The sequence below is a fragment of the Prosthecobacter sp. genome (assembly GCF_044227185.1).
Taxonomy (GTDB): domain Bacteria; phylum Verrucomicrobiota; class Verrucomicrobiia; order Verrucomicrobiales; family Verrucomicrobiaceae; genus Prosthecobacter.
Genome location: NZ_JBGAFO010000021.1, coordinates 41,736 through 66,688, shown reverse-complemented (window position 1 = coordinate 66,688; position 24,953 = coordinate 41,736). Strand labels below are relative to the sequence as shown.

The following is a 24,953-nucleotide window of genomic DNA, read 5'->3' as shown; positions in this document are numbered from 1 at the left end:
GAGATGAGGATGGAAAAGGAGATTTAAAGGGCGCGCCGGATGGCCTGGAGATCGCGCATGAGAAGGACGAAGTTGTGCGCGCTGTCCGGTGGCGCCACATCCAGCGCGGCGGCGACTCTTTTGGCCGGCAGGCCGCTGCGGCGGGCGATCTCCTCTGCGAGGTGGTCGCTCATCTGCCGGCTGCCGTCATCCAGCGGGCGGAGCCGCTCCCGCACGCGCTCCCACACGGCATCGCGCGCCGCATTCACCAGCAGCGGGCCGCGCCGCATGCGCCAGAAAAACTCCCCCAGCGCGCCAATGTGGCTGGCAAAATGCCGCGTGGAGTCCAGCTCCACCTCCGCCAGCGGCCCGAAGCGCGGCATCTGCTGCCACAGCCAGAACAGCAGGCAGACCGCCAGCGTGACGACCGCCATCCAGCCATGCTGCCAGAGCAGCCCCATGAAACTGCCCGTGGCGGTGGAGACAAACAGCACCTCCCTGGAGCCGTACTCACCCACGAGCGCCGCCAGCCAGTCCGCATGGTCCATCTCGCCGATCCAGTGATTGCGGAAAGGCCGCGCATGCGCCAGCAGCGTGACTCTGCCCATGCCATGCTGCAGATGCAGCGCCAGGGAGTCGTTTTTGGAGCCCGCGGAAAATTCCCCCGGCCGCAGCTTGCGCTTCAGCACCATGCGCTGGAAGCCGCCGAGGCTGAGCTGGTAGGTCCTGCCATTCCAGTTCACCTCCTCCTCGGACTCCAGCCACTCCTCGTTTCCTTTGATCCTTTTCTTTTCTTTCGCGTCTTTCGGGCCGGCTCCGGACTTCGCATCCGCTTCCTCGCCATGGAACCCTTCCAGTTTTTCGAAAGCCTCCTCATCCCCCAGCCGTTTCTGCAGCCCGATGCCGAGCTGCTGCAGCACCGGGTCTTTCTCTTCTTCCAGAAACAGGGCGGAGATGTAGGAGCCAAACGGCGTCTCAAAGTCGTTGTAGGGCCGGGTGCCGTCCAGGCAGTAGATGAGATGTCCGCCGCTGAAGACCCAGCGCAGCAGTTGTTTCGCCCGCCCTTCAGGCAGCCCGCCTTCCCCGGAGGTGAAAATCACCCCGTCATACGCCGGCATTTTCGTCAGCGCCTTCGAGACACGGGTTTGGTGCCCCAGCTCCTTGAGCAGGCGCTCCGCCGCGAGAAAAGGGTTCACCCGCGCCTTGCCTTTGTAGCCGGTGGTTTTTTCCACGTTCTCCCAGTGGCCGCTGTCGCCGCAGCCGCACAGGGTCAGCGCAGCAGCCAGCGCCATCAATCCGCGAAGCAGGTGCCGCGTCATGCCGCGCCTCCTTTCTCCACAAAGGGCCAGCGGTCGCACAGCGCGCCCATTTCATCATTCGACACCGGCATCAGCGCATACGCCGCCTGCACCCAGGCCCCGGTGAGCTGGCGGAAGTAATCGGCCTCCGCTTTCTCTCCCGCCTGCAGCACCTGCGTCAGGCAGTCCTCCTCCGTGTCACTGTCCGCGATCGGCACCCGCCGGCGGTTCACCAGCCAGGACAAGGACCCGCGGTACAGCAGGCTGAGCGCCTCTTTGAGATCTCCCGCCGCCCACGCGGCGCGCGCGGCGCTCACGATGTCGTCCGGCAGGCTCTCCGGCGTGATGTTCATGCCCATCAGAACCTTCGGCGCGCGCACCGGCGCCCTGCTGACACCGCGCGAGATGAAGAGATGGCGGTTCTTCCACAGATAGACGCCCAGCCACGCTGCCAGCCCGCCCACCAGCACCCAGCGCAGCAGCAATCCAAAGAGGGTGAACAGGTCCGTGCCCGTGTCTGACCCCTTCCGGGAGCCGTCATCCGGCTTTTTCTCCTTTTCTTTGGGCTCATCCCACACCCATTCCCGGCTGGGAGCCTTGTAAATCTCAAACTCAGGTTCATTGAGCAGCTCACGCACCACTTTCGCTGGGTCTCTCTCCGCAGCCTGCACCGGAGACGCGGCCCCGGACATGATGAGCAGCGCGGCGGCCAGCGCCGCCGCGGCGGAGGTCAGGCGCGCGGCCAGACGCCGGAACACCAGCTCCACATCCCAGCCTTCGATGCGCGTGCGGCAGTTCAGATACAGCGCAAAACCGGCGCCCACATAAAAGGGCTCCACCAGCGTGACCACGATCATCTGGCACACCACGACATGCCAGAGGAAACCATTCGGAATCGAGGTCTCGAAATCAAAGGAGCGAAAAAATCCGGCCCAGTCCGGCTGGGCGGACTCCGGCAGCAGGCTGTAGGTGCCCCACACGAGTCCGCACCAGGCTGCCAGTTCGAGATTGGCGAAGGCAAAGGTCATCCAGGAGCCGGAGCCGCCGCCATCCATCGCCAGCGTGCGGATGCGCCTCTTCACCGCGCCGCCGCGCAGCCCCTCCAGCATCTGCGAAGGCAGGGCAAAGCTGCGGATGAAGGAGAGCCGCCGCCAGAACAGCGCCGGCAGGCAGTTGCTGAGCCACAGCCGCGGCCACTGCTTCCACGTCTCCAAAAAAGTGGGCCTCACACCAAAGGCGGCACGGCTCAGAAAAAACAGCGGCACACGGTCATAGAGAGGCTTCAGCCAGATGACGATCCACGGGATCCACCCGGGCGTGGCGCGCAGCAGCACCGCCACCAGCACCCACAGCGGCACCACCGTGCAGGCCCACAGCGCCAGGATGCCGCCAAAATCCCGCCGCACCACGGCGCAGCCCAGGTCCGCGGCCTCCCACGGCTGGCGCGGCCGCAGCGTGACGGTGATGTCCTCAAGCCGCATCCGTCTGCCTCCTTCCGCTGAACATCAGAAACGCCGCCACCGCCACCCAGCACAGCCCGCCGGTGGCGAACTTGATCGTGGGCGGCAGATCCATCGGCGACCAGAACCCCTCCAGCACCGCCGCGATGCTGGTCAGCACCGCCGCGCCGATCAGCAGGGGCATCGCCCTGCGTCCGGCCAGCACCAGCGCCGCGCGCCGCTCCAGCCTGCCAGGGCGCAGCACCGACCAGCCCACGCGCATGCCCGCCATCGCGGAGATCACGATGCCGGTAAACTCCGGCGCCCCATGCGCGACGGCCCAGGTGTACAGCGTCAGCGGATTGCCGGAGTAATGCACATACCCAAACGCCGCGCCAAAGTGGAAGGAATTGAACAGCAGCACCAGCAGCGACCCCACCCCTCCAAGAATGCCCCCGGCGAAGGTTCTGAAGTCGATGCTCACATTGTTCAGGATGTAAAAGCAAAACGCCCTGAAGCCGGAGCCAAAGTTCTCCCGCACATAGTCGGAGGGCTTGCTGGCCTCCCCGTACTGGCTCTCCATCTGCCCCATGCCGTCCGGCCCCAGCAGCGCCATGGCCCATTCCGGATGAGAAGGCGTGATGGCGGCGATGAGGAAAGCCGGAAGATAAAACAGCGCCGTGCACAACCAGAAAAGCTTCCACTCCGCCCGCACCGCCTGCGGGAACTCCACCAGAAACAGGCGCACAAACGTCTCCCAGCCCCCGGCGCTGCGGCGCTCCAGCATGCGGTAGCCGCGGATGGCCAGCGCATTGAGCCGCTGCGTCAGCCGCTGCGGGGCCATGCGGTGCTGCGCCACGCTCAGATCATGGCACACCTGGCGGAAGGTGGCCGGCAAATCCTCCACCGCGTTCGAGGGCGCCCGCTTCTCCGCTTCATCCAGCAGCTTCTCCAGCTTCTGCCACCGCGGCTCGATCTGCTTTTCAAACTGCGACGGTGTCATGAGGTGAATATCCGCGCTCCTTTCAGCGCCGGCGGCTGCCCGCCTTTGTCTTCCGGGTCCCGCAGCCACAGCGCCATGCCGCACAGGCGCCGCAGCCCTTCCTGGCCCGCCGCCTCCGTCAGCGGCTGCGCCAAAGTGGAAAGCTCGATCCGCCGCTCATCCGCCCACAGTGGCGCGCGCTCCAGAAACTGCAGCAGCGCCGCCTGCTCCTCCCGCGTCAGCGTCTGCGCCGGCACGCGCCGCTCGGCCCGCACCTCCACCTCGTGGGTGAAGACCGGGGGAGCGTCGGCGTAGGTCACCACGGTGTTGGCCACCAGATCCCCCAGGCGCTGAAACCGCCTGGTAAACAGCATGCAGGTGATGCCGCAGAGGTAGGAGAACGGCATGAAGTCCACCACGCGCAAAAAATTCCGCATCACCGCCTGCGCCAGGGACACCGGCCCTCCCGTCACGCTCATCACCCGCAGTTTCATGGAGCGCTGCCCCGGCGTCGCGCCCTTCGCGCCCGCTTCAAAAAACACATTGTAAAACCACTCCATCAAAAACACGAACAGCAGCAGCAGTCCGGAGGTCATCTCCGGACCGATCAGCCCGGGCAGCAGCAGGGACATGCCGAATCCCACCGCAAAGTAAATGCCGACGCGGATGAGCAGATCGATCGCGAAGGCCATGCTGCGCACCGCCGGGCCCGCCACGCGGAGCTGAATCTCCACACCGTCTGCGAGTTCGACTGATTGCAAAGTGTCCGCGCGCGCCGCTGCCATTGCCGCACAATGAAGCGGTTCCGTTTAGCTTTGACAACTCACGAATTATTTTCGTAGGATTTATCAATGCTGGCGATGACCGCCGCACCCATCCACCCCTCCCCCCACGCCATGGAATCTCCCGCCAATCCCTACTCGACTCCCGCCGCCAATTTGTACGGTGCCTCCACGGGCGGCGGCGCGGACACCGTTGCTGCCAGCACCATCGCCCAGCTCGCCGGCACCAAGCCCTGGATCCGCTTCATGTCCGTGATCATGTGGATCGCATTTGGACTGCTCGGATTTTTCAGCGCCTCCACTGCCTTGATGGCGACTTCCGGCGTGTTTAGCAGCCCCGAATTCCTCAACAGTCCTGGCATCGCAGACAATCCAATGTTCGCGAGCAATCCCAAATTCATGACGCAGATCATGCTGGGCCAGGCGATCTATCTGGGCGTGTTTGCGCTCCTCACGATCTACCCGGCCCTGAAACTGTGGAACTACGCCAACAGGATCGGGCAGTTGATCGGTTCCCACGCCACGGTCGATCTCGATGCCGCGCTGGCGGAGCAGCGCCGCTTCTGGAAGTTCAGCGGCATCATGACCATCATCGGCATTTGCCTGGTCATCATTGGGTTTGTGGCCTTTTTTGCCATGATCATCACCGCCGTGCAGTCCGGCATGCGCGTACCACGCTGATTTCAGCCCATCAGCGCCACAGCGATGGGGTCCACCAGCGGCTTCCCTGCACGGGTCAGCCGCACATGGCTTTCATCGCAGGTCAGCAGGCCCTGGTCACGCAGGGTGTCGAGCATCCGGCGTGACTCAGGAGCGATCAAATCCAGCGGCAGGCCGCGCGCGGTGCGCAGCTCCAGACCGAAGCGCTCGGTGCGGCGTTTGTCGGGCGTGATCTCCTCGCTTTCCGTAGCCGTGTCCTCGCCCGCCAGCGTCATTGTCATGTAGCGCGGCGTGTCCTTCACATTGTGCCAGCGCCTGCCATTCACCGTGGAAAAAGCCCCCGGGCCGATGCCGAGGTAGTCTTCGCCCATCCAGTAGGCCTCGTTGTGCACGGAGCGGAAGCCGGGCATGGCGTAATTCGAGATTTCGTAATGCTCGAAGCCTTCCGCTTCCATCATGTCGATCGCAAGATGGAAGAAATCCGCGTCGCGATCTTCATCGAGACGGAACTCGCCTGTTTTCAGACGGCGGAAGAAATCCGTGTCCTCCTCGTAGTTGAGATTGTAGGCTGAGATGTGATCGGGCCGCGACGAAAGAGTGTACTCCAGCGTTTCACGCCAGACTTCGAGACTCTGTCCGGGAATGGAAAACATCAGGTCGATGTTCAAACTCGGGAAGCGGGCTTCACACAGAACGCCCCAGGTTTCCTGGGCCTGGCGATAAGTATGATCGCGCCCCAGGGTTTTCAGCGTGGCATTGTCCCAGGACTGAATACCCAGGCTGACGCGAGTCACGCCAAGGTCTCGCATGATGTCTGCCTTTGAGGCGGTGATGTTGCGCGGATTCGCCTCCATGGTGAACTCCACCATCTCCGTCATGTCCACGCGCTGCCGCAGCCCCTGCAGCAGGCGTTCCATGTGCTTTTCACTGAGCATCGTAGGTGTGCCGCCGCCAAAAAAGATCGTCTGCGGCCGCAGCGGCTGCTTTTCCACCTCCTTCAGCAGCGCATCCACAAACGCCGTCATGTCCGTGCCGCCCGGCGTGTGCTTGTGAAAGCTGCAGTAGGGGCAGATGCGGTGGCAGAAAGGAATATGGACGTAAAGATGCTTCACGGGCTGGATGCTGGCGGCTGGATACTGGATTCCCTGAGATTAGCAGAGAATGCTTGCTCCGGCATCCAGCATCTAGAATCTAGCATCTAGAATCTAGAATCCCCCTTTCCATGTCTGATGAAACCCACCACGAGCGCGAACTCGGCGGCCAGTTGCTGGCGTCGGTCTCGCGCTCCTTTTATCTCACGCTGAAGGCGCTGCCCAAAGAGCTGCGCGAACCCATCTCCCTGGCCTACCTGCTCGCCCGCACGGCGGACACCATCGCCGACACCGCCATGGTCAGCCCGGTGGTGCGGCTGGACTGCCTCGAGCGCTACCGCGCCCTGGTGCGCGGCAGCGGCGATGTGCAGAGCCTGGCCTCCACCCTCCTCACCCAGTTCTGCACGCAGCAGAGCGATCACGCGGAGCGCCGCCTCATGGAAAAATTCGCCGACGGCATCGCCTGGCTGCGCACCATGCCGCCCGTCCCCCTCGCCGCCATTCAGAGCGTGCTGGAGCATATTATCGACGGCCAGATGCTGGACATCCGCCGCTTCCCCGCAGACGGCCGCCTGCGCAGCCTCGCCAGTGAAAAGGAGCTCAATGAGTACACCTGGCTCGTGGCAGGATGTGTCGGCGAATTCTGGACGCAGCTCTGCGCCACCGAGCTCCCCGGCTCGCTCGATCCCTCGGTGACCACGGAGCAGATGAAGGAATGGGGCGCACGCATGGGCAAGGGCCTGCAGCTCATCAACATCCTGCGCGACATCGGCGAAGACACCCGCGATGGCCGCTGCTACCTGCCCTGCCAGCCCGCGGACATCCAGACCGAGTGGAGCCTCTGGCTGCAAACCTGCACCGAGCACCTGGAATGCGGCCTGCGCTACGTGCAGCACGTCACCCACGCCAAGCTCCGCTACGCCACCGCCCTGCCGCTCCTGCTCGGCATCCAAACCGTGGCGAAGATGCGCTCGACGCCTTGGGAGAAAATTCAGCAGGGCGTGAAAATCTCCCGCCTGGATGTGGCAAGCATCCTCGCGCAGGCGGCTATTGCGTGCCGCAGCGCGGCGGCGATGGAGAAGTTGTACCGGAAGTTGGAGGAAAGTTGAACGTCCCAGCGCCCCAAGGCGCCGGGGTCTCTGACCCCGGTTCCGGATTCAGTGGGGGTCAGAGACCCCCACTCCTTGTCACCCCTTCTTAAACCACCCCTTCACCTTGGTGAAGAAGCCTTTCTTCGGCGCGGTGGAGCCCATGGCTTCAGGATCGGGCGTCGTGACAGGCACCGTCACCGGCAGGCTTTGATCCCACCCTCCTCCCAGCGCTTTGATCAGGCTCACACTGGCGATCAATCGCTGCCCGGCGAGCGTGGCGCAGGCGCGCTCCGTCAGCAGCAGCGAGCGGTTCGCTTCGATCACATTGAGATACGGACTGGTGCCAGCTTCATAGCGTGCGTGGGCGATCTTCGCGGCCTCCTGCGCGCTGTCGCGGGCGCGGTGCTGCGCCTCCGACTGCGCACTGAGATTGCGCAGCGCGGCCAGCGCGTTTTCCACGTCGTTGAATGACACCAGAATGGCCTGCCGGTAGTTCGCCAGCGCTTCATCGTGCGCGGCGCGCGCCTTTTCCATGTAGGCGCGGTTCTTGCCGCCGGCAAAGACCGGCACGCTGATGCTGGGGCCGATGTTCCAGTTCAGGCTGTTGCCCTCAAACAGATTGGCCACATCACCGCTCAGGTAACCCGCGCGTCCTGTGAGGCGGATGCTGGGGAAGAAGTTTGCCTTGGTCACACCGATCTGCGCCGTGGTGGAGGCCAGCGTGCGCTCGGCGGCAGCCACGTCAGGGCGGCGCTCCAGCAGGTCGGTGGGCACTCCGGCAGGCACGCCCGGCGGCGGTGGCAGCATGCTGGCATTCCCACCGAGCTTGAAGGCGCTGGGGTTCGTACCCGTCAGCAGGGCGATGGCGTTTTCAAGCTGGTCGCGCTGATTTTGCAAGGCGCTGACTTCCGCCTCGGCGGAGGCCACTTCGGTTTCCGCCTGCGCCTGCTCCAGCTCGCTGCCGGCTCCGGCTTTCACACGCGCCTGCGCGATGCCCAGCGCCTGCCTGCGCCAGCCCACGGCGGCACGCACGGTGGCCAGCTCGCCATCGAGAGCGCGGATGCGGAAGTAGTTCGTGGCCACGTCCGCATGCATGCCCAGCAGCACGTTCTGCATCACGTTCGCCGCCGCGGCGGCATCGGCGCGCGCGCTTTCATTCTGACGGCGGATCTTGCCCCACAGGTCCAGCTCCCAGCTAAAATCGAGCGGCACATTGTAGCTCGGCCCCACATAATGCAGGCCGTTCAGCGGAAAGGCGCTGGGCATGTTTGGCGAAGTCCGCTGCGTGGTCAGCGCGGCGTTCACATCGGCCGTGGGAAAGAATGCGGCGCGCGCGATGCCCGTGCCTGCGCGTGCCGTGTCAAACCGTGCGATCGCCGCCTTCAGCGTCTGGTTGTGCGCGGTGGCGCGCTCCATGAGCGCGTTCAGTTTTGCATCGCCAAACACGCGCCACCACGCGCCCTTGGGCAGCGTGTCCAGCGGGCGCGCCTCGCGCCAGTTCACGGCGGATTTGTAGCTCGGCGGCGTCACTGTTTCCGGACGCACATAGTCGGGGCCGACCTGGGCGACGGCGCTCGTCGCCAGGAGAAGGAGGGATGAGATGAGAGGGCGCATGGCGTGAATCAGTGGGGGGCTGGCAGGGCGGAGACGGGCAGCTCAGCGGCGGGCTCGGCCTTCTTTTTCTTGTAGCCCAGCATCACCAGCACATAGAACACCGGCGTGAAGAACAGGCCGAGGAAAGTCACGCCGATCATGCCGGCAAACACGGCGGTGCCCATGGCGCGGCGCATTTCCGCGCCCGCACCCGTGGAGACCACGAGCGGATACACGCCCGCGATGAAGGCGATGGAGGTCATCAAAATCGGGCGCAGGCGCAGGCGGCAGGATTCGATGGCCGCCTCCAGCGGGCTCAGGCCATGGTCAAACTTCTCCTTCGCAAATTCCACGATGAGGATGGCGTTTTTACACGCCAGTCCGATGAGCACGATGAAGCCGATCTGCGTGAAGATGTTGTTGTCCCCTCCTGTGATCATCACGCCGGCCAGCGCAAACAGCAGGCAGAGCGGCACGATGAGAATGATCGCGAGCGGCAGGCGCAGACTCTCATACTGCGCGGCCAGCACCATGAAGACCAGCAGGATGCACAGCGGGTAGATGTAGATGGCGGTGTTTCCCGCGATGATTTTTTGATACGTGAGATCCGTCCACTCAAACTCGAAGCCGCCCGGCAAACCATCCTTCGCAAGACCGGCAATGAGCTCCTCCGCCTGGCCGGAGCTCAGCGGCGGCAGCGGTGCGCCATTGAGGTCGGCGGCGAGGTAGCCGTTGTAGTGCGTGACGCGGTCCGGGCCAAAACCCTCCTTCACTTTCACCAGCGAGCCGATGGGCACCATTTCACCGGCGGCGTTGCGTGTTTTCAGCCGCGTGATGTCGCCGGCCTCATCGCGGAACTGCTCCTCCGCCTGCGCGACCACCTGGTAGGTGCGGCCAAAGCGGTTGAAGTCATTCACGTAGAGGCTGCCCAGATTGACCTGCAGAGTTTCAAAGAGATTCGCCAGCGGCACGCCCTGGATCTTGGCCTTCTCACGATCCACGTCCGCCTCGATCTGCGGCACATTGACCGTGTATCCGGAATAGACCTGCGTGAGCTTTTGCGTGCCATACGCCGCTCCCACAAGCTTCTGCGTGGCCTGATACAGCGCCGCATACCCCTGGTTGCCGCGGTCTTCCACCATGAGCTTGAATCCGCCCGTGGTGCCGATGCCGTTGACGGGCGGCGGCGGGAACATCATGACCATGGCATCCTGAATGGCCATGAACTTTCCATTGAGCGAATTCGCAATCGCGCCGCCGCTGAGCTCGGGCGTGGTGCGGTCCTCGAAATTATCGAGCCCGACGAACACGATGCCCGCATTGGGACTGATGGTGAAGCCCTGGATGGACAGGCCGGGGAATGCTATGGCGTCCTTCACTCCAGGATGATCCATGGCGATCTTCGACATCCGGCGCATCACATCATCAGTGCGGTCCAGCGAAGCGCCTTCAGGAAGCTGCGCGAAGCCGACGAGGTACTGCTTGTCCTGGCCGGGCACAAAGCCCTCGGGCACGGTTTCAAAGCCCTTCCACGTGGCCCAGACAAGCCCGCCGTAGATGATGACCGCGATGAAACTGAAGCGGATGATGCGCTTCACCAGCCCCACATACACGTTGGACGACCACTCAAAGAAGCGGTTGAACGGGCGGAAGAACCACCCAAACAAGCCGTCGATGAGCCGGGTGAGGATGTCGCGCTTGTCGCCATGGCCTTTCAGCAGCACGGCGGAGAGCGCCGGAGAAAGCGTGAGCGAATTGATGGCAGAAATGACCGTGGAGATGGCAATGGTGACGGCGAACTGTTTATAGAACTGGCCGCTGAGACCGCTGATGAACGCGGTGGGAATGAACACCGCGCACAGCACCAGCGCCGTGGCGACGATGGGGCCGGTCACCTCCGTCATGGCCTGTTGCGTGGCCGCCATGGGCTTGAGGCCGTTTTGGATGTTTCGCTCCACGTTTTCGACAACGACGATGGCGTCATCCACCACGATGCCGATGGCCAGCACGAGACCGAAGAGGGAGAGATTGTTGATGGAGAACCCGAGGGCGTGCATCACCGCAAAGGTGCCGACGAGCGACACCGGCACCGCCGCCAGCGGAATGATGGAGGCACGCCAGGTCTGCAGGAAGAGCACGACCACCAGCACCACGAGCACCAGCGCCTCCAGCAGCGTGTGAATGACGGCGTCGATGGATTTTTCGACGAACACCGTGGGATCGTACGCGATGGCGTAATCCACGCCCTCCGGCATTTTCTTCTTCAGCTCCGTCATGCAATGACGCACGGCCTCGGAGACGGCGAGCGCATTCGCCCCGGGAAGCTGGAACACGCCCATGCCGACGGCGCGTTTGTTGTTGAGCAGCGCGCGCAGCGAGTAGTCGCCCGAGCCCATCTCGGCGCGGGCCACGTCGCGCAGGCGCAGCTTTTCACCATGCGGGCCGGTCTTGACGATGATCTGGTCAAACTCCTCCTCGCTGATGAGACGGCCCTTGGCATTCACCGTCAGCTCAAAGGCGGAGTCCTTCGTGGGCTGCTGGCCGATGGTGCCTGCGGCCACCTGGATGTTCTGCTCGCGGATGGCGTTCACGATGTCGCCGGAAGTCAGCCCGCGGGCGGCGGCCTTGTCGGGATCAATCCAGATGCGCATGGCGTAGTCGCCCCCGCCGAAGATGTTCACCTGGCCGACACCGGGAAGGCGCGTGAGCTCATCCTTCACATTGAGGGTGGCGTAGTTGCGCAGGTAGATCTCGTCATAGCGCTCGTTCGGCGAGAGCAGATGCACCACCAGCGTCATGTTTGGCGAGGACTTCACGGTGGTGACGCCGAAGCGACGCACCTCCTCCGGCAGCTTGGGCAGCACCTGCGCCACGCGGTTCTGCACCTGCATCTGCGCCAGGTCCAGCTCCGTGCCGATCTTGAAGGTGACGGTGAGCGTCATCACACCGTTCGCCGTGCTCATGGACGACATGTAGAGCATGTTTTCGATGCCGTTGATCGTCTGCTCCAGCGGCGAGGCCACCGTTTCGGCGATGGTCTTCGGATTCGCGCCGGGATAGGTCGCCGTCACAATGACCGTCGGCGGCACGACCTCCGGGTACTCGGAGATGGGCAGTTGAAAGAGGGAAATGGCGCCGAGAATGAAGATCAGCAGCGACAGCACGCCCGCGAAAATGGGGCGCGTGATGAAAAAACGGGAAATGTTCATGGCAGCGGGTGGGAGGATGTGGCGCTCCGCGGTTTACTTGGAAGCCGTTTGCTTGGCCGGCGGCGCCTCACTGGGCTGCACCGGCATGCCAGGCTGTGGCAGGCGGGCCTGGCCGTTCACAATGATCTTGTCCCCGGCCACCAGGCCGCTGCGGATGATGCGCTTGCCATCGATGCTCGGCCCGATCACGATGGGCTTGTACACGGAGAGCGCGGGCGTCTTGGACTCATCAATGCCCAGCACAAACTTGTTGGCCTGATCCGTGAGGATGCTTTTTTCCTCCACCAGCAGCGCCTTGTATTTGCCCGTCATGGGAATGCGGATGCGGGCAAACAGGCCGGGCGTGAGGATGTTGTCAGCATTCGAAAACTCGGCGCGCAGCACCATGCTGCCCGTGCCTGCGTCCAGGCGGTTGTCGAAGGACTCGATGTGGCCATGATGCGGGAAGCCTTTTTCATTGGAAAGCTGAAGCTCCACCGGCACGCGGCCGTCGCCATTGGTGAAGGTCGCCTTGCTGCGCTGCATGGCCTGAAGTTTCAGCAGGCTGTTTTCATCGATGTCCGCATACACATACACCGGATCCACCGTGACGATGGTCGTCAGCAGTGTGGTGCCGGCGGTCACATAGTTCCCCGTGGTGGTGATGGCGCGGCTGATGCGCCCGCTGATGGGCGCCTTCACCGTGCTGTGCTCAAACTCGATCTCCGCGCTGTGCTGCGCAGCCTTGGCGGACTCCAGTCCGGCGATGGCCTGCAGGTTCATCGACTCACGCGCCTCCGCCTGCTCGGGAGCAATCGCCTTCGCCGCCAGCAGCGTCTGCACACGGTCAAATTCACGCTTCATGGCCATGGCGTTGGCCTCCGCACGGGCCACCTCCGCACCGGTGGCGCGCAGCCGGGTTTGGAAGGGACGCTGGTCGATGGTGAAAAGAGTGTCCCCTTTTTTAACCAGCGCTCCCGCCTGGAAATGAACCTCGGTGATGTAGCCCGAAACGCGCGGCTTCAGCTCCACTGTTTCCACCGGCTCGACGCGCCCCGTGAACTCCTCCCACTCCACCAGTTCTCTCTGCTCCACCGGGGCAAGCGTGACGGGGGCCGGGGGCATCTGACCGCCGCCATGGCCGCCCGCGGGCGGTTTGCCACAAGCAGCGAGGAGCAGGACTGAGGGGAGGAGGGTTTGGAGTTTCACGGGAGCGCGTAGGTTTTGGGGTGAAAGTTGACCAGTTGGTTTATTTGGAGCGACAAAGAGGGGAGATCGGGGGCTTTTCGGGCAGGGCTCACCCTTTGACGCCGAGAATGATCTTGGCGCCGGCCTCAAACTCATCCAGCCGGCCCAGGTCATTCCACATGCGGGCGTGCAGCAGCAGGCCTTCGCTGTAGGCAAACACGATCCGTGCCAGGGCCATCGCATCATGCGTGACAATGCTGCCCTGCGCCTGCGCGTCGCGGATGGCGCTCTCGTAGTAGCGGATGAACTGGCTCAGAATCTCCTGCAGCTTGTCCCGCAGGCGCTCGTCCACCGTGCTGACCTCCGCCCCCAGGGAATGGATGGGGCAGCCCAGCACGCGGCCGTGCTTTTGAAACAGCTCCTCCTGCTCCTGGCGGAAACTGCGGAAGCAGTTCATGATGCGCTCCACCGGCGGCACCACCGGGGAAAAGAGCTGGTCCAGCTCCACCCGGTGCTCCGCCCAGCCATGCTCAATGGCCGCCAGCGCCAGCTCCGTCTTGGACTCAAAGAAATGGTAAAAGCTCCCCTTCTTCACCCCCGCCTTCTCACAGATGTGATCCACCGAGGTGCTGCCGTAATTGCCCGCCCAGATCAGTTCGATCATGGCGTCAATGAGGCGGTCTTTGGCGGTGGAGGTGCGGCCCATGCTAAGGTGTCTATTCGGTAATAGGCCCGACGTTTGCAACAGACTAGACGGTCAGTCAAGAATTATTTGGGGAGGGGAGGAGAGGCGGCTTGAGGTGTCGAAGCCTCTGTCCATCCCCTCACCCGACCTCTCCCCGAAGAATGCCCAGATCTGCGAAGCCCGGGGCGAGGAGAGGAGATTCGCATTGATGCGTTTAAAAACTCAATCGGAGTGGCAACGTATCTCCCCTCTCCCCGTCGAGGGTGTGTTTTCGAATGAGTTCCTTCGGGGAGAGGCCGGGTGAGGGGCCAATATTCCGCCTCGCAGCACGGCATCCGCCGGAAGCGTGAGTTTTGCGAAGATCGGTTCAAGGGAGTTTCGTTCCAGATATTCCCCTTTTGGCATTCTCGTCCCAGAATTCCTCATTCTGCATTCGCCATTCGTCATTCCCTCGTATTGTGCCATTCCTTCACTTCCCACATGAACGACCAACCCACAGTCCTGATCGTCGATGACGAAAAGCACACCCGTGATGGTCTGCGCCTTTCTCTGGAGGATGACTTCGACTGCTACGTGGCCGGCAATGCCGCCGAGGCCATGGAGTATCTCCAAAATGACCACATCGACGTCATGCTCACGGACCTGCGCCTGGGCGAGGACGACGGCATGAAGCTGCTGGATGCCGCCCTGGCCCTGCCGAAGCCGCCCGTGTGCATCATGATGACGGCCTACGGCAGCGTGGACACCGCCGTGGAGGCCATGCGCCGCGGGGCCTACCATTTCGTCACCAAGCCGCTGAACCTGGACGAGGTGGAGCTCCTCATCAAACGCGCCCTCCGCAGCCGCACCCTGGAGCACGAGAACGTGGCGCTGAAGCAGCAGGTGGAGCGCAAGTTTTCCATCGAAGGCATCCTCGGCCAGGCCGAGGTGATGAAGCCGATTTTGGACACCATCCAGCAGGTGGCCCCCTCCCGCGCCACCGTCCTGATCGAAGGCGAAAGCGGCACGGGCAAGGAGCTGGTGGCCCGCGCCATTCACAACCTCAGCGGCCGGCCGAAGGCAAACATCGTCGCCGTGCACTGCGCGGCGCTCTCCCCGCAGATCCTGGAAAGCGAGCTCTTCGGCCATGAGAAGGGCGCCTTCACCGGTGCGCAGGAGCGCCGCATCGGCCGCTTTGAGCAGGCCAATGGCGGCACGCTGTTCCTGGATGAAATCGGTGAGATCGACGCGAGCACGCAGGTGAAGCTGCTGCGCGCGCTGGGCGAGCAGACCATCGAGCGCGTGGGCAGCAGCAAGCCCATCCAGATCAATGTCCGCGTCATCGCCGCGACCAACCGCGACCTGGCGAAGATGGTGGAGGAGGGCAAATTCCGCGAGGACCTCTACTGGCGCCTGCGCGTGGTGACCATCAAGCTGCCGCCGCTGCGCGCCCGCAAGAGCGACATCTCCATCCTGGCCGACCACTTCCTCCGCGACCTCGCCAAGGCGAACGGCAAGGCCTACAAGCCCCTGGGTGAAGACGCCCTGCCCGCCATGATGAATTACGACTGGCCCGGCAACATCCGCGAGCTGCGCGCCGCCATCGAGCACGGCGTGGTCATGAGCAACAGCAACCGCGTGATGCTCAAGCACCTGCCCTCCTACCTGCTGAATCCACACGGCCTCGGCATCGGCCTGCGCGCCCCTTCCCTCCTCGCCACCAAGGACGCCGCCGCTGCAGCCCCCGGTGCCGCTCCCGGCACCACCGCAGATCCCGGCGCCAAGCCCAAGAGCGACCTCGACATCACCGAAGCCGAGCACCAGCTCATCCTCACCGCTCTGCAGCGCAGCGGAAACAACCGCACCGTCGCCGCCGAAATGCTCGGCATGAGCCGCCGCACCCTCCAGCGCAAGCTCAAGGACCTGAACATGGTCCGCACCCACCGCAGGCGGGTCACGACGCCCGCCTCCCCTGAATCCACGCCCGCTTGAACAGCAATGGCGGCACGCCGTTTCAGCGATCACTTCGAGCCATAGCGAAGCAACCAGCCGCAGGCAAATCACAGCCCGCCAGCCCCGGATACCCGACTGCAAAGAAAGGGCCGCACGCCGCTTCAATAGAGATGACGGCACAGCCCTTCAATGAAAGACACGCCCCGCCATATGCCCGACGATCCCGGAGGGATCACAGCCGGTAGCCAGGGGTCAGCGACGAAGGAGCGCCACCCCTGGAAAGAGCGCGCTCCTCAGGAAAGCAAACCCACCGCTCCCACGCTCACACCGCGCCCTCCAGCAGCGTCTCACCGCCCCGCCGCCGCAATCACACCGCGCCGCCACACACGTACGGCTCCTCACCTCGCCTTTATTCCGCCCCCGTCTTCACACATCCGCCTCATAAACCGTCGGATCAGCAATCCCCGCCAGCGCAAAAGCCTCGATCCTCTCCACGCACGTGCCGCATTTGCCGCAATGCAAATCCCCGCCCTTGTAGCAAGACCACGTTTTCCCATAGTCCACCCCCAGCGCGGCGCCAAGCTTGGCAATACCCGCTTTGTCCAGATGAATGAACGGCCGCAGCAGCTCGATGCGCGCATAGGTCCCCTCCCGCATCGCCGCCGCCATGCCTTGCATGAAGGGCTCGCGACAGTCGGGGTAGATCGTGTGATCCCCCGCGTGTGCGGCGATGGCCAGGCCCTCGGCCCCGCGGCTTTCCGCCAGACCGCAGGCGATGGCGAGCATGATGCCATTGCGAAAGGGCACCACGGTCTTCTTCATGTTGTCATCCGCGTAGTGGCCCTCAGGCACCTCGCCGCCGGATTTCAGCAAATCGGAGGCAAACAGGTCATTCACAAAACCGAGGTCGATGATGTCATGCTTCAGCCCCGTCTGCGCACAGTGCCAGGCCGCCAGCGGGATCTCCCGGTGGTTGTGCTTGGCGCCGTAGTCAAAGCTCACCGCGCCCACCACCTCATGCTCCTCCCGCGCCCAGTACAGCGCCGTCACGGAGTCCATGCCCCCGGAGAGCAGTACCACCGTCTTCATTCGGAGTCCGGCAGGCGCAGGGTTTCCTCAATGTCTGGGAAGCGGGCCTCGCAGGTGAGCTGAATGCCCCCGCGTGCGCCAAATTTCCCGCGCACCACCACCTGCTTCGGCTCGCAGGCTTTCACGATGTCATCCAGCACGCGGTTCACGATCGCCTCATTGAACGATGCATGATTGCGATACGAGGCCAGGTAAAACTTCAGCGACTTCGTCTCCACGCACTTTTCCGCCGGGATGTAATAGATCTCCAGGTGCGCCGAGTCCGGCTGGCCCGTCACGGGGCAGATGGAGCTGAACTCCGGCGCGCTGAGGTGAATACGGTAGTTCCGCCCCGGCGTGCGGTTGGGAAAGGTCTCCAGCACCGCCACATCCGGCGAGGCCGGCAGGCGGTTTTCAGAGCGTCCGAGCAGTGTGAGGTCTTTTTCCTGGCTCATTTGTCCCCGCAGAATGCGGGAGAGAAACCAGAATGCAAACGCGATGAACGCCCGCCCGAGATTGTTCGATAGTTTTCCAAATGTGGAAGCGTTTCTAAATCCAGAATGCTCAAAGAAGCCGCCATCCCCCTCACTGACGACACGCTCGCGCCCGGCACGGAGCGCACGCTCGCCATCCTCGAACTCCTGGGCCGCCACCGCGCCGGGCTCAGCCTCACCGAGATCGCGCGCGAGCTGGACCTCCCGGTCAATTCCGTCTTCCGCATCACCGGCACCCTGCACAACCGCGGCTACCTCCAGCGCCGCGAGGATGACAAACGCTTCGTGCTCACCAACAAGCTCTTCGATCTCTCCCGTCCGCAGGTGCGCGAGAAAAGCCTCGTCGTCTGCGCCTTGGAGTCCCTCAAATGGCTGCGCGATGAGACCGGTGAGACCACTCAAATTCTCGCCAGCGTGAACCACAAGATGACCGTGCTGGAGCAGTGCATCTCCTCCCAGCCCATCAAGGTCAGCAGCACCGTGGGCCTGCAGGTGCCCATGTACTCCTGCGCGCCCGGCAAGGCCGTCCTGGCCCACCTGCCGGCGAAGGAACTGGGCAAATTCTTCACCTCGGTGCAGCTCAAGCAGTTCACCCCCACCACCCTCGCCACGCCCGAACTGCTGGATGCTGACCTCGCCAAAACGCGCAAGCGAGGCTTTGCCACCGACATCGCCGAGGGACTCGAAGGCATCCATTGTGTCGCCGCCGCCATTCTCGATGAGTACCATTACCCCGTGGCCGCCATCACCGTCATGTCCCCCTCCTTCCGTTTGAAACGCGATCAGTTTGACAAGGCCGGCAGGCTCTGCCTCGAGGCCGCCGCCACCATCACCCGGAGGCTCCTGGCATGAAAAAATATTTCCTCATCTCCGCCCTCCTTGCCTCCCTGCCCCCTCACGGCGGCGCCGCGCCCACACCGGCGCAGATCGAGTTCTTCGAGTCCAAAATCCGCCCCATCCTCGCGCAGGAGTGCTACGAGTGCCACAGCACCGGCACCAAGAAGAAAGGCGGTCTCGTGCTCGACTCCCGCCCCGGCTGGCAGGCCGGCGGCGAATCTGGCGATGTCATCAAGCCCGGCGATCCCGCGGACTCCCTCCTGCTGCAGACCATCAAGCACGAGCACGACGACATCAAGATGCCCAAAGCCGGCGCCAAGCTCGATGATAAAGTCGTCGCCGATTTCGAGCAATGGATTCGCGATGGCGCCGCCGATCCGCGCGACACGCCGCCCTCCAAGGCGGAGATCGCCAGGGAGACCGACTGGAAAAGCATTCTCGAACGCCGCAAGCAGTGGTGGGCTTTCCAGCCCGTCTCAAAGCAGCCCCCCAGCAAAACCATCGACGACTACATCGATTCCGAATTCGCCAAACAAGGCATCCCCGCCGCGCCTCCCGCCGATGCACAGACACTGCGCCGCCGCCTGAGCTACATCCTCACCGGCCTGCCTCCCTCCGGCGACAAAAGCATCGATGAACTGCTCGCCTCCCCGCACTTCGGCGAGCAGTGGGCCCGCCACTTCATGGACTGGGTGCGCTATGCCGAGACCTACGGCTCGGAAGGCGACCCCGCCATTCCCTACGCCTATCAGTACCGCGACTACCTCATCCGCGCCTTCAATGGCAACGTGCCCTATCCTCAGCTGGTGAAGGAGGCCATCGCCGGAGATCTGCTGGCGAAACCGCGCATCAAGAACGGCATCAATGAAAGCGCCATCGGCATCGCGCAGCTTCGCATGGTGCTGCACGGCTTCTCCCCGGTCGATTCACTGGATGAAATGGTCACCTTCACGGACAACCAGATCGACACCGTCACGAAGGCCTTCCAGTCCCTCACGGTGAGCTGCGCGCGCTGCCACAATCACAAGTTCGACGCCATCTCCCAGGCCGACTTCTATTCTCTCTACGGCATCTTCACCAGCACCCACCCCGCCGTCATTGATGTCAACGCCCCCGGCACCGGCAAGGCGGAGCGCGAAGAGCTCGCGCAGATCAAACAGCAGATCAAAGACGCCGTGGCCGCGCATTGGCTCAAGGTGGCGCCGAAGACCGTCTCCTACGACACCTCTGACTCCGCGCATCCGGGCCTCGGCGGCTACCAGTGGTTCACCAACGGCGTCAGCCTCAGCAAGGCAGGCGAGTTTTCCGTCGCGCTGGAGGGCGATGGCCTCATCTCGCAGATCTACCCGGGCGGCTACTTCAGCAACCTCCTCACCACCAAGGACCGCGCCGTCGTTTTCTCCAACCGCTTCAAATGCGAGGGCGGCACGCTGTGGTTCCGCGTCGCGGGCAATGGCGGCGTGAAGGCCAAGTACGTGGTGGAAAACTACCCCCGCACCGGCACCATCCACAAGGCCGCCCTGCTGAGCGAGACGCGGGATGAAAAGCTGGCCTGGCGCTCCCTCGATCTCGATTTCTGGAAGGGCGACGAAATCTTCATCCAGATCACCACCTCGGCCGACATGCCTGCTGAGTACAACAAAGACGCGCGCTCCTGGTTTGGCCTCACAGACGTCGTCATCACCAAGGACAAGACACCGCCTACGAAAGAGGAGCGCACCCAGCTCTCCGCCGCCGAGGTCATCCAGGCATGGCAGAAGGGCACACTCAGCAACAGCCAGGCCGAGGCGCTCAACCGGCTGGTGCAGGCCGGCCTGCTGCCCAACAAGCTGAACGACATTCCTGCCGCAGCGAAACTCGTCACCCGCTACCGCGCAGTCGAAGCCCGGCTGCCCATGCCCACGCGCGTGCCCGGCGTCATTGAGGCAGATGCCAAGGACGCCCCGCTCTTTGTTCGTGGCGACCATAAGCAGCCCTCCGACCTCGTCCCCCGCCGCTTCCTGGATGCGCTGGATCCGAAGCCCTTCAACACCACCGGCAGCGGCCGCCTCCAGCTCGCCGAGCATATGGCGGATTTGAAAAGCAACCCGCTCACCGCCCGCGTCATCGTCAACCGCCTCTGGCATCATGTATTCGGTCGTGGTATCGTCGCCAGCGTGGACAATTTCGGCAAACTCGGAGACCTGCCCACGCATCCCGAATTGCTCGACTTCCTGGCGCAGCGTTTCACCGAAAGCGGCGGAGACATCAAGGCCATGCTGAAGCTCATCGTCAGCTCCCGGGCCTTCCAGCGCAGCGCCCACGCTTCGGACCTCGCCCTGCAGAAGGACCCTGAAAACAAGCTGCTCAGCCACTGGACCATCCACCGCCTGGAGGCCGAATCCATCCGCGACTCCATCCTCACCCTCACCGGCAAGCTGGAGCCCGAGCTCTATGGAGAACCCGTCGGTACCGGCCAGACACGCCGCAGCATCTACGTCAGAGTGGTGCGCAATGCGCTGGACCCCTTCCTCACCACCTTCGACTCCCCCGTCCCCTTCAGCACACGAGGCAAGCGTGATGTGACCAACGTCCCCGCTCAATCTCTCACCCTGCTCAATGACACCAACGTCATCCGCTGGTCACGCGAATGGGCCTTGCGGTCCAGCAAGACCGCAGCCGAGGAGCGCGTGAAGGAGATGTTCCGCGAAGCCTTCGCCCGCGAAGCCACGCAAGAGGAAGTGGAGAAGAGCCTGGCCTACCTCGCCTCCTTGCAGAATGAAAACAATGAGCGCAGCCGGGAGCTGGCCTTTCAGGAGCAAGAGCTGGCCAATTTAAACCGCCAGATCAATGCAGTCCTCGATCCAGCGCGCCTCAAGCTCCAGGCCGAACGCAAGCTGCCCGCCGCCCCCGTCAACACTCCCGCGCCGCTCGCCGAGTGGACCTTTGACAAAGACGCTAAGGACACCAAGGGGCGCATGAATCTGGAACTCACCGGCACCGCCCGCATCGAAAAAGGCGCCCTCATTCTCGATGGCAAGTCCATGGCGAAATCGGGATCGCTGCCGAAGCCCGTCAAAACCAAGACCCTCGAAGCCTGGGTCATGCTGGAAAATCTGGCCCAGCGCGGCGGCGGCGTCATCACGCTGCAGCACAAAGATGGCGGCCAGTTTGACTCCATCGTCTTCGCGGAGAAGACGCCGCAGCACTGGGTGGCGGGCAGCAACTTCTTTGAGCGCAGCGAGCTCTTTGAAGGCAGCGCCGAAACCGAGGCCACCACCCGCCCGGTGCACGTGGCCGTGGTGTACCAGCCCGACGGCACCATCTCCGGCTACCGCGATGGCAAGCCCTACGGCCGCACCTACCGTAAAGCCCCCGTCGCCACCTTTGAAGCCGAGGCCTCCCAGGTCCTCCTCGGCTGCCGTCATGGCACACCTGCCGGAAACAAAGGCCTCACCGGCCGCATCTTCCGCGCCCGCCTCTATGACCGCGCGCTGACACCCGAAGAGATCTCACAAACCGCCCTCATCGAGTCCAGCAACATCACCGAGGCCGACATCATCGCCACCCTCACCGCCGAGCAGCGCAATCAGCTCTCCAAGCTCGACCTCAAACGCAAAGACCTCACCCCCAAGATCGAATCCCTCCGCGCCACCGCCGGAGACGACCCCGAACTTCAAGCCTGGACCAGCCTCGCGCAGTCACTCATCAACCTGAAGGAGTTTATTTATCTGCAATGAAACCGCCTTCAAAACCCGCGCCAGCGTCCTGGAACCGGAGCGAAGCGGAGATAGACAACCAAAGGTTGCCCGGAGGGGGAGCGAAGCGAATCAATGCGCCGGTCCTCCGGCGCTCTCGAACATCCCACCGCCTGCGCAGAGCTTCAGAAGGATGGAGCACTCCAAGGCAGCCAAACCTCCCTCGAAGCGAATCACCACTCAAACTTCACCGGAAAATCCGGGCAGAGCTTGGACTTCGTCGCATCAGGCTCATCATGCCGGTAAAACTTCATGTTCCCGTCCTCGTCACAAAACCACACCTCTTCCGCGCCGCGAGCAAAGTAGAGCTGCATCTTGCCCATCATCTCGACAACGCTGTTCGAGTAGGATCTGATCTCGACGCAAATTTCGGGCGCAATTGGCATCGAAGCAGATCGGCGATGGGGTTGGAGACGGTCCGTGGAAACCCACGCGACATCAGGAACTTTAACCCCATCGGAGGTTTCAACAGCACACTCAGTGATCACACGCCCTCCAGGCAGCGAATCGGCAAGTCTGCGAGCGATTTCGGACTGAAAACCACCATGCCAGTTGGATGCGGGACTCATGACGATTTGGTTGAAGCGGTTTGTTTCAATCTTGTACGGCAGGTCCTGCAGAGTGCGGTCTTCGCAAATTTCTTTCCACGTGCGCATAGCTCGAAGATGACCTCGCGCTCGATTTCTCGCAACATTCATTTCTCGCTTTCATGACCTCCCCCCTCTCCCGCCGCGCACTCCTCTCCCGCGCCTCCACCGGCTTCGGCATGGCCGCACTTGCAGGCCTCATGCACGAGGAAACTCAGGCGGCACTGCCCCTCGTCCACCGCGCCAAACGTTTCGCCCCCAAAGCCCGCAGCGTCATCTTCCTCTACATGAGCGGCGGCGTCTCTCACGTGGACTCATTCGATCACAAGCCGCTGCTCACCAAGTACGCAGGCCAGCCCATGCCCGGCGCGGTGAAGAAGACGCAGTTCAACAACAACGGCACCGTGCAGCCCTCGCACTGGGAGTTCAAGCCACGCGGCCAGTCCGGCTTGGAAATCAGCGAACTCTTCCCCCAGATCGCCACCGTGGCGGATGAGCTCTGCCTGATCCGCAGCATGACCGCGAAATTCAGCGAGCATGCGCAGGGGAACTTTTTCATGCACACCGGCTTCCCCTTCCTCGGTTATCCGAGCGCGGGCGCGTGGACAAGCTACGGTCTCGGCACAGAATCACGCGATCTTCCCGGCTACATCGTGCTGCAGAGCGGCGGCGCCTCCACCCCTCATGGCGGCGTCGGCCTCTTCAGCAACGGCTTCCTGCCCGCGCAGCATCAGGCCAGCATTGTGAAGGCGGACGAAGCCGAGGCGGTGGCAAACATCCGCCCGCGCCAGCCGCAGGGCATGCAGCGCAAGCAGCTTGATTTCATCGGCAGCATGGACCGCCGTTTTGTCAGCACCACGCAGCACGACATGCACGTGGAGGCCGCCATTTCAAACTACGAGATGGCCTGGCGCATGCAGTCCGCCGTGCCGGATCTCTGCGACATCTCCGGCGAAACCGAAGCGACCAAGAAACTATACGGCCTCGACGACCCCGAGCCAAAGAAAGCCGCGTATGCACGGCAGTGCCTCCTCGCGCGGCGTCTGGTGGAGCGCGGCGTGCGCTTCATCGAGCTGAGCACGCTCGCTTACAACATCGGCGGCGGCAATGGCGCGAACCCCTGGGACCACCACAGCTCCATCGTGGAAGGCCACGGCAAGATGGGCAATCAGATCGACCAGCCCATCGCCGCGCTTATCAAGGACCTCCGCGCCCGCGGCCTGCTGGACAGCACGCTCATCGTCTGGGGGGGCGAATTTGGCCGCACGCCCTTCGCGCAGGGCAGCAATGGCCGCGACCACAACCCCTACGGCTTCACCGTCTGGATGGCCGGCGGCGGCGTGAAAGGCGGCCACATTTACGGCGCCACGGACGACTTCGGCTACAACGCAGTCGAACAAGTTTCCAGCGTCTATGATCTCTGGGCCACCGTTCTTCATCTCATGGGCATTGACCACGAGCAGCTCACCTACCGCTTCAGCGGCCGCGACCTGCGGCTCACCGATGTGCATGGAAATGTCCTCAAAGACATCATTGCCTGATGTCGTCACCTATCACCAACCACCTGCTCGAAGCTTGATGCGGAGCTCATCTACAATCCTTGCTCCGAGCCGAAACCGAGTCGCCTGCAGTTTTGCCATGGATGCTTCAAATTCAATCAGTCCACGTTGCGCCGCATTGAGCAAAAGACCAGCCGTGCCGATGTGCTTGATGCCCAGTGCCGCGCTGAGATGCCGCGCGGGCAGGTCATCAACAATCAGCAGAACATCAGGGAGGCGAATCCATGCGAGCGATATGGCGGCAGACTCACCAGGATCGAGAGCAGCCGTTTCCGGCAAAAAAACAGGGTCGGCCACAATCCGCAGCCACGATGGCGGATTCTGCATAAAGGAGCGAAGCGGCACGGGTGCGCGTGGATGCATGCTTTCACGCGCGACGGTTTCAGGTACCACCACCATTCCGAACAGCTCTCGCAGCACTTCAAGATGCCCAATTTCCGCGAGTGCCGACAGAGGCGAATTGTCTGTGACGACCGTCATCGCCCTTGCTGCTGGAGAAACTCTTCAGCAACACGAGCGTCAGCTAAAATTTCATCAGCCGACGCCCCGGGCCACACCGAGTGCTTCGAAAGAACCTCAATCGCATCCCATTTCGATTCCAGCATCAGCAGGCGTCGCACCTGCTCGACTGAAAAACACGCGGCTGCGTACGCCTGCGCAGCCAGCGCTTCCATGGCCGCTCGATTCAGATTGCCCATCCGTGCGCATAGCGCCGCGGACAAATCTTCAGGGATATCAAGAGTCACAGTCATGAATAAACACT

The 24,953-nt window shown here is 63.1% G+C and carries 20 protein-coding genes; 6 read left to right on the top strand and 14 right to left on the bottom strand.

The window, feature by feature from the left end; genetic code table 11:
* Positions 1-23: 23 nt before the first annotated feature.
* The 4 genes from ACILSQ_RS30600 to ACILSQ_RS30585 are packed head-to-tail and all read right to left on the bottom strand — an operon-like array spanning position 24 to position 4,483.
* The gene (locus ACILSQ_RS30600; RefSeq protein WP_395747511.1) at positions 24-1,298 is read right to left on the bottom strand and encodes a DUF4350 domain-containing protein; all 1,275 of its coding nucleotides are present in this window, start codon (positions 1,296-1,298) and stop codon (positions 24-26) included.
* On the bottom strand, positions 1,295-2,758 hold the full coding sequence (locus tag ACILSQ_RS30595; protein ID WP_395747510.1) for a DUF4129 domain-containing protein: 1,464 nt from the start codon (positions 2,756-2,758) through the stop codon (positions 1,295-1,297). Before ACILSQ_RS30595 ends, ACILSQ_RS30600 begins: the two co-directional genes overlap by 4 nt.
* Positions 2,748-3,719, bottom strand: a complete 972-nt coding sequence (locus ACILSQ_RS30590; protein ID WP_395747509.1) for a stage II sporulation protein M — start codon at positions 3,717-3,719, stop codon at positions 2,748-2,750. Before ACILSQ_RS30590 ends, ACILSQ_RS30595 begins: the two co-directional genes overlap by 11 nt.
* A complete protein-coding gene (locus ACILSQ_RS30585; RefSeq protein ID WP_395747508.1) occupies positions 3,716-4,483 on the bottom strand; it encodes an RDD family protein in 768 nt (255 codons plus the stop codon). Before ACILSQ_RS30585 ends, ACILSQ_RS30590 begins: the two co-directional genes overlap by 4 nt.
* A 111-nt stretch (positions 4,484-4,594) precedes the next feature.
* Between ACILSQ_RS30585 and ACILSQ_RS30580 the strand changes: the two genes are divergently transcribed.
* Complete coding sequence (locus ACILSQ_RS30580; RefSeq protein WP_395747507.1) at positions 4,595-5,161, top strand: DUF5362 family protein; 567 nt, start codon at positions 4,595-4,597, stop codon at positions 5,159-5,161.
* Between the two features lie 2 nt (positions 5,162-5,163).
* Here ACILSQ_RS30580 and hemW read toward each other — a convergent pair whose 3' ends face one another.
* Positions 5,164-6,252, bottom strand: a complete 1,089-nt coding sequence (gene hemW, locus ACILSQ_RS30575) for a radical SAM family heme chaperone HemW (RefSeq protein WP_395747506.1) — start codon at positions 6,250-6,252, stop codon at positions 5,164-5,166.
* 110 nt (positions 6,253-6,362) lie between these two features.
* Between hemW and ACILSQ_RS30570 the strand changes: the two genes are divergently transcribed.
* A complete protein-coding gene (locus tag ACILSQ_RS30570) occupies positions 6,363-7,340 on the top strand; it encodes a phytoene/squalene synthase family protein (protein WP_395747505.1) in 978 nt (325 codons plus the stop codon).
* A gap of 78 nt (positions 7,341-7,418) precedes the next feature.
* Here the strand turns inward: ACILSQ_RS30570 and ACILSQ_RS30565 are convergent, their stop codons facing one another.
* The 4 genes from ACILSQ_RS30565 to ACILSQ_RS30550 all read right to left on the bottom strand — a co-directional run bounded on the left by ACILSQ_RS30565 (position 7,419) and on the right by ACILSQ_RS30550 (position 13,997).
* Positions 7,419-8,936: an efflux transporter outer membrane subunit gene (locus tag ACILSQ_RS30565; protein WP_395747504.1), complete on the bottom strand. Its 1,518-nt coding sequence runs from the start codon at positions 8,934-8,936 to the stop codon at positions 7,419-7,421.
* 8 nt (positions 8,937-8,944) lie between these two features.
* Entirely contained in the window at positions 8,945-12,124 is a 3,180-nt protein-coding gene (locus tag ACILSQ_RS30560) for an efflux RND transporter permease subunit (RefSeq protein WP_395747503.1), read from the bottom strand.
* A 33-nt stretch (positions 12,125-12,157) separates the two neighbouring features.
* Positions 12,158-13,312, bottom strand: coding sequence for an efflux RND transporter periplasmic adaptor subunit (locus tag ACILSQ_RS30555; RefSeq protein ID WP_395747502.1), 1,155 nt, complete (start codon positions 13,310-13,312; stop codon positions 12,158-12,160).
* A gap of 88 nt (positions 13,313-13,400) precedes the next feature.
* Positions 13,401-13,997, bottom strand: coding sequence for a TetR/AcrR family transcriptional regulator (locus ACILSQ_RS30550; RefSeq protein WP_395747501.1), 597 nt, complete (start codon positions 13,995-13,997; stop codon positions 13,401-13,403).
* Between the two features lie 459 nt (positions 13,998-14,456).
* On the opposite strand from ACILSQ_RS30550, the gene ACILSQ_RS30545 reads away from it, so the two are divergent.
* A complete protein-coding gene (locus tag ACILSQ_RS30545) occupies positions 14,457-15,947 on the top strand; it encodes a sigma-54-dependent transcriptional regulator (protein ID WP_395747500.1) in 1,491 nt (496 codons plus the stop codon).
* A 387-nt stretch (positions 15,948-16,334) separates the two neighbouring features.
* Here ACILSQ_RS30545 and queC read toward each other — a convergent pair whose 3' ends face one another.
* Entirely contained in the window at positions 16,335-16,997 is a 663-nt protein-coding gene (queC, locus tag ACILSQ_RS30540) for a 7-cyano-7-deazaguanine synthase QueC (protein WP_395747499.1), read from the bottom strand.
* Positions 16,994-17,431: a preQ(1) synthase gene (queF, locus tag ACILSQ_RS30535; protein WP_395747498.1), complete on the bottom strand. Its 438-nt coding sequence runs from the start codon at positions 17,429-17,431 to the stop codon at positions 16,994-16,996. Before queF ends, queC begins: the two co-directional genes overlap by 4 nt.
* A gap of 105 nt (positions 17,432-17,536) precedes the next feature.
* Between queF and ACILSQ_RS30530 the strand changes: the two genes are divergently transcribed.
* Both ACILSQ_RS30530 and ACILSQ_RS30525 read left to right on the top strand, forming a co-directional pair.
* Positions 17,537-18,322, top strand: coding sequence for an IclR family transcriptional regulator (locus ACILSQ_RS30530; RefSeq protein ID WP_395747497.1), 786 nt, complete (start codon positions 17,537-17,539; stop codon positions 18,320-18,322).
* Positions 18,319-22,026: a DUF1553 domain-containing protein gene (locus tag ACILSQ_RS30525; RefSeq protein WP_395747496.1), complete on the top strand. Its 3,708-nt coding sequence runs from the start codon at positions 18,319-18,321 to the stop codon at positions 22,024-22,026. Before ACILSQ_RS30530 ends, ACILSQ_RS30525 begins: the two co-directional genes overlap by 4 nt.
* 191 nt (positions 22,027-22,217) lie before the next feature.
* Here the strand turns inward: ACILSQ_RS30525 and ACILSQ_RS30520 are convergent, their stop codons facing one another.
* Positions 22,218-22,700, bottom strand: coding sequence for a Uma2 family endonuclease (locus tag ACILSQ_RS30520; protein WP_395747495.1), 483 nt, complete (start codon positions 22,698-22,700; stop codon positions 22,218-22,220).
* Between the two features lie 53 nt (positions 22,701-22,753).
* On the opposite strand from ACILSQ_RS30520, the gene ACILSQ_RS30515 reads away from it, so the two are divergent.
* Complete coding sequence (locus ACILSQ_RS30515) at positions 22,754-24,172, top strand: DUF1501 domain-containing protein (protein WP_395747494.1); 1,419 nt, start codon at positions 22,754-22,756, stop codon at positions 24,170-24,172.
* 12 nt (positions 24,173-24,184) lie between these two features.
* On the opposite strand, the gene ACILSQ_RS30510 is transcribed toward ACILSQ_RS30515, so the two are convergent.
* The gene (locus tag ACILSQ_RS30510) at positions 24,185-24,670 is read right to left on the bottom strand and encodes a DUF3368 domain-containing protein (protein ID WP_395747493.1); all 486 of its coding nucleotides are present in this window, start codon (positions 24,668-24,670) and stop codon (positions 24,185-24,187) included.
* A complete protein-coding gene (locus ACILSQ_RS30505; RefSeq protein WP_395747492.1) occupies positions 24,667-24,942 on the bottom strand; it encodes a UPF0175 family protein in 276 nt (91 codons plus the stop codon). Before ACILSQ_RS30505 ends, ACILSQ_RS30510 begins: the two co-directional genes overlap by 4 nt.
* Positions 24,943-24,953 lie beyond the last annotated feature (11 nt).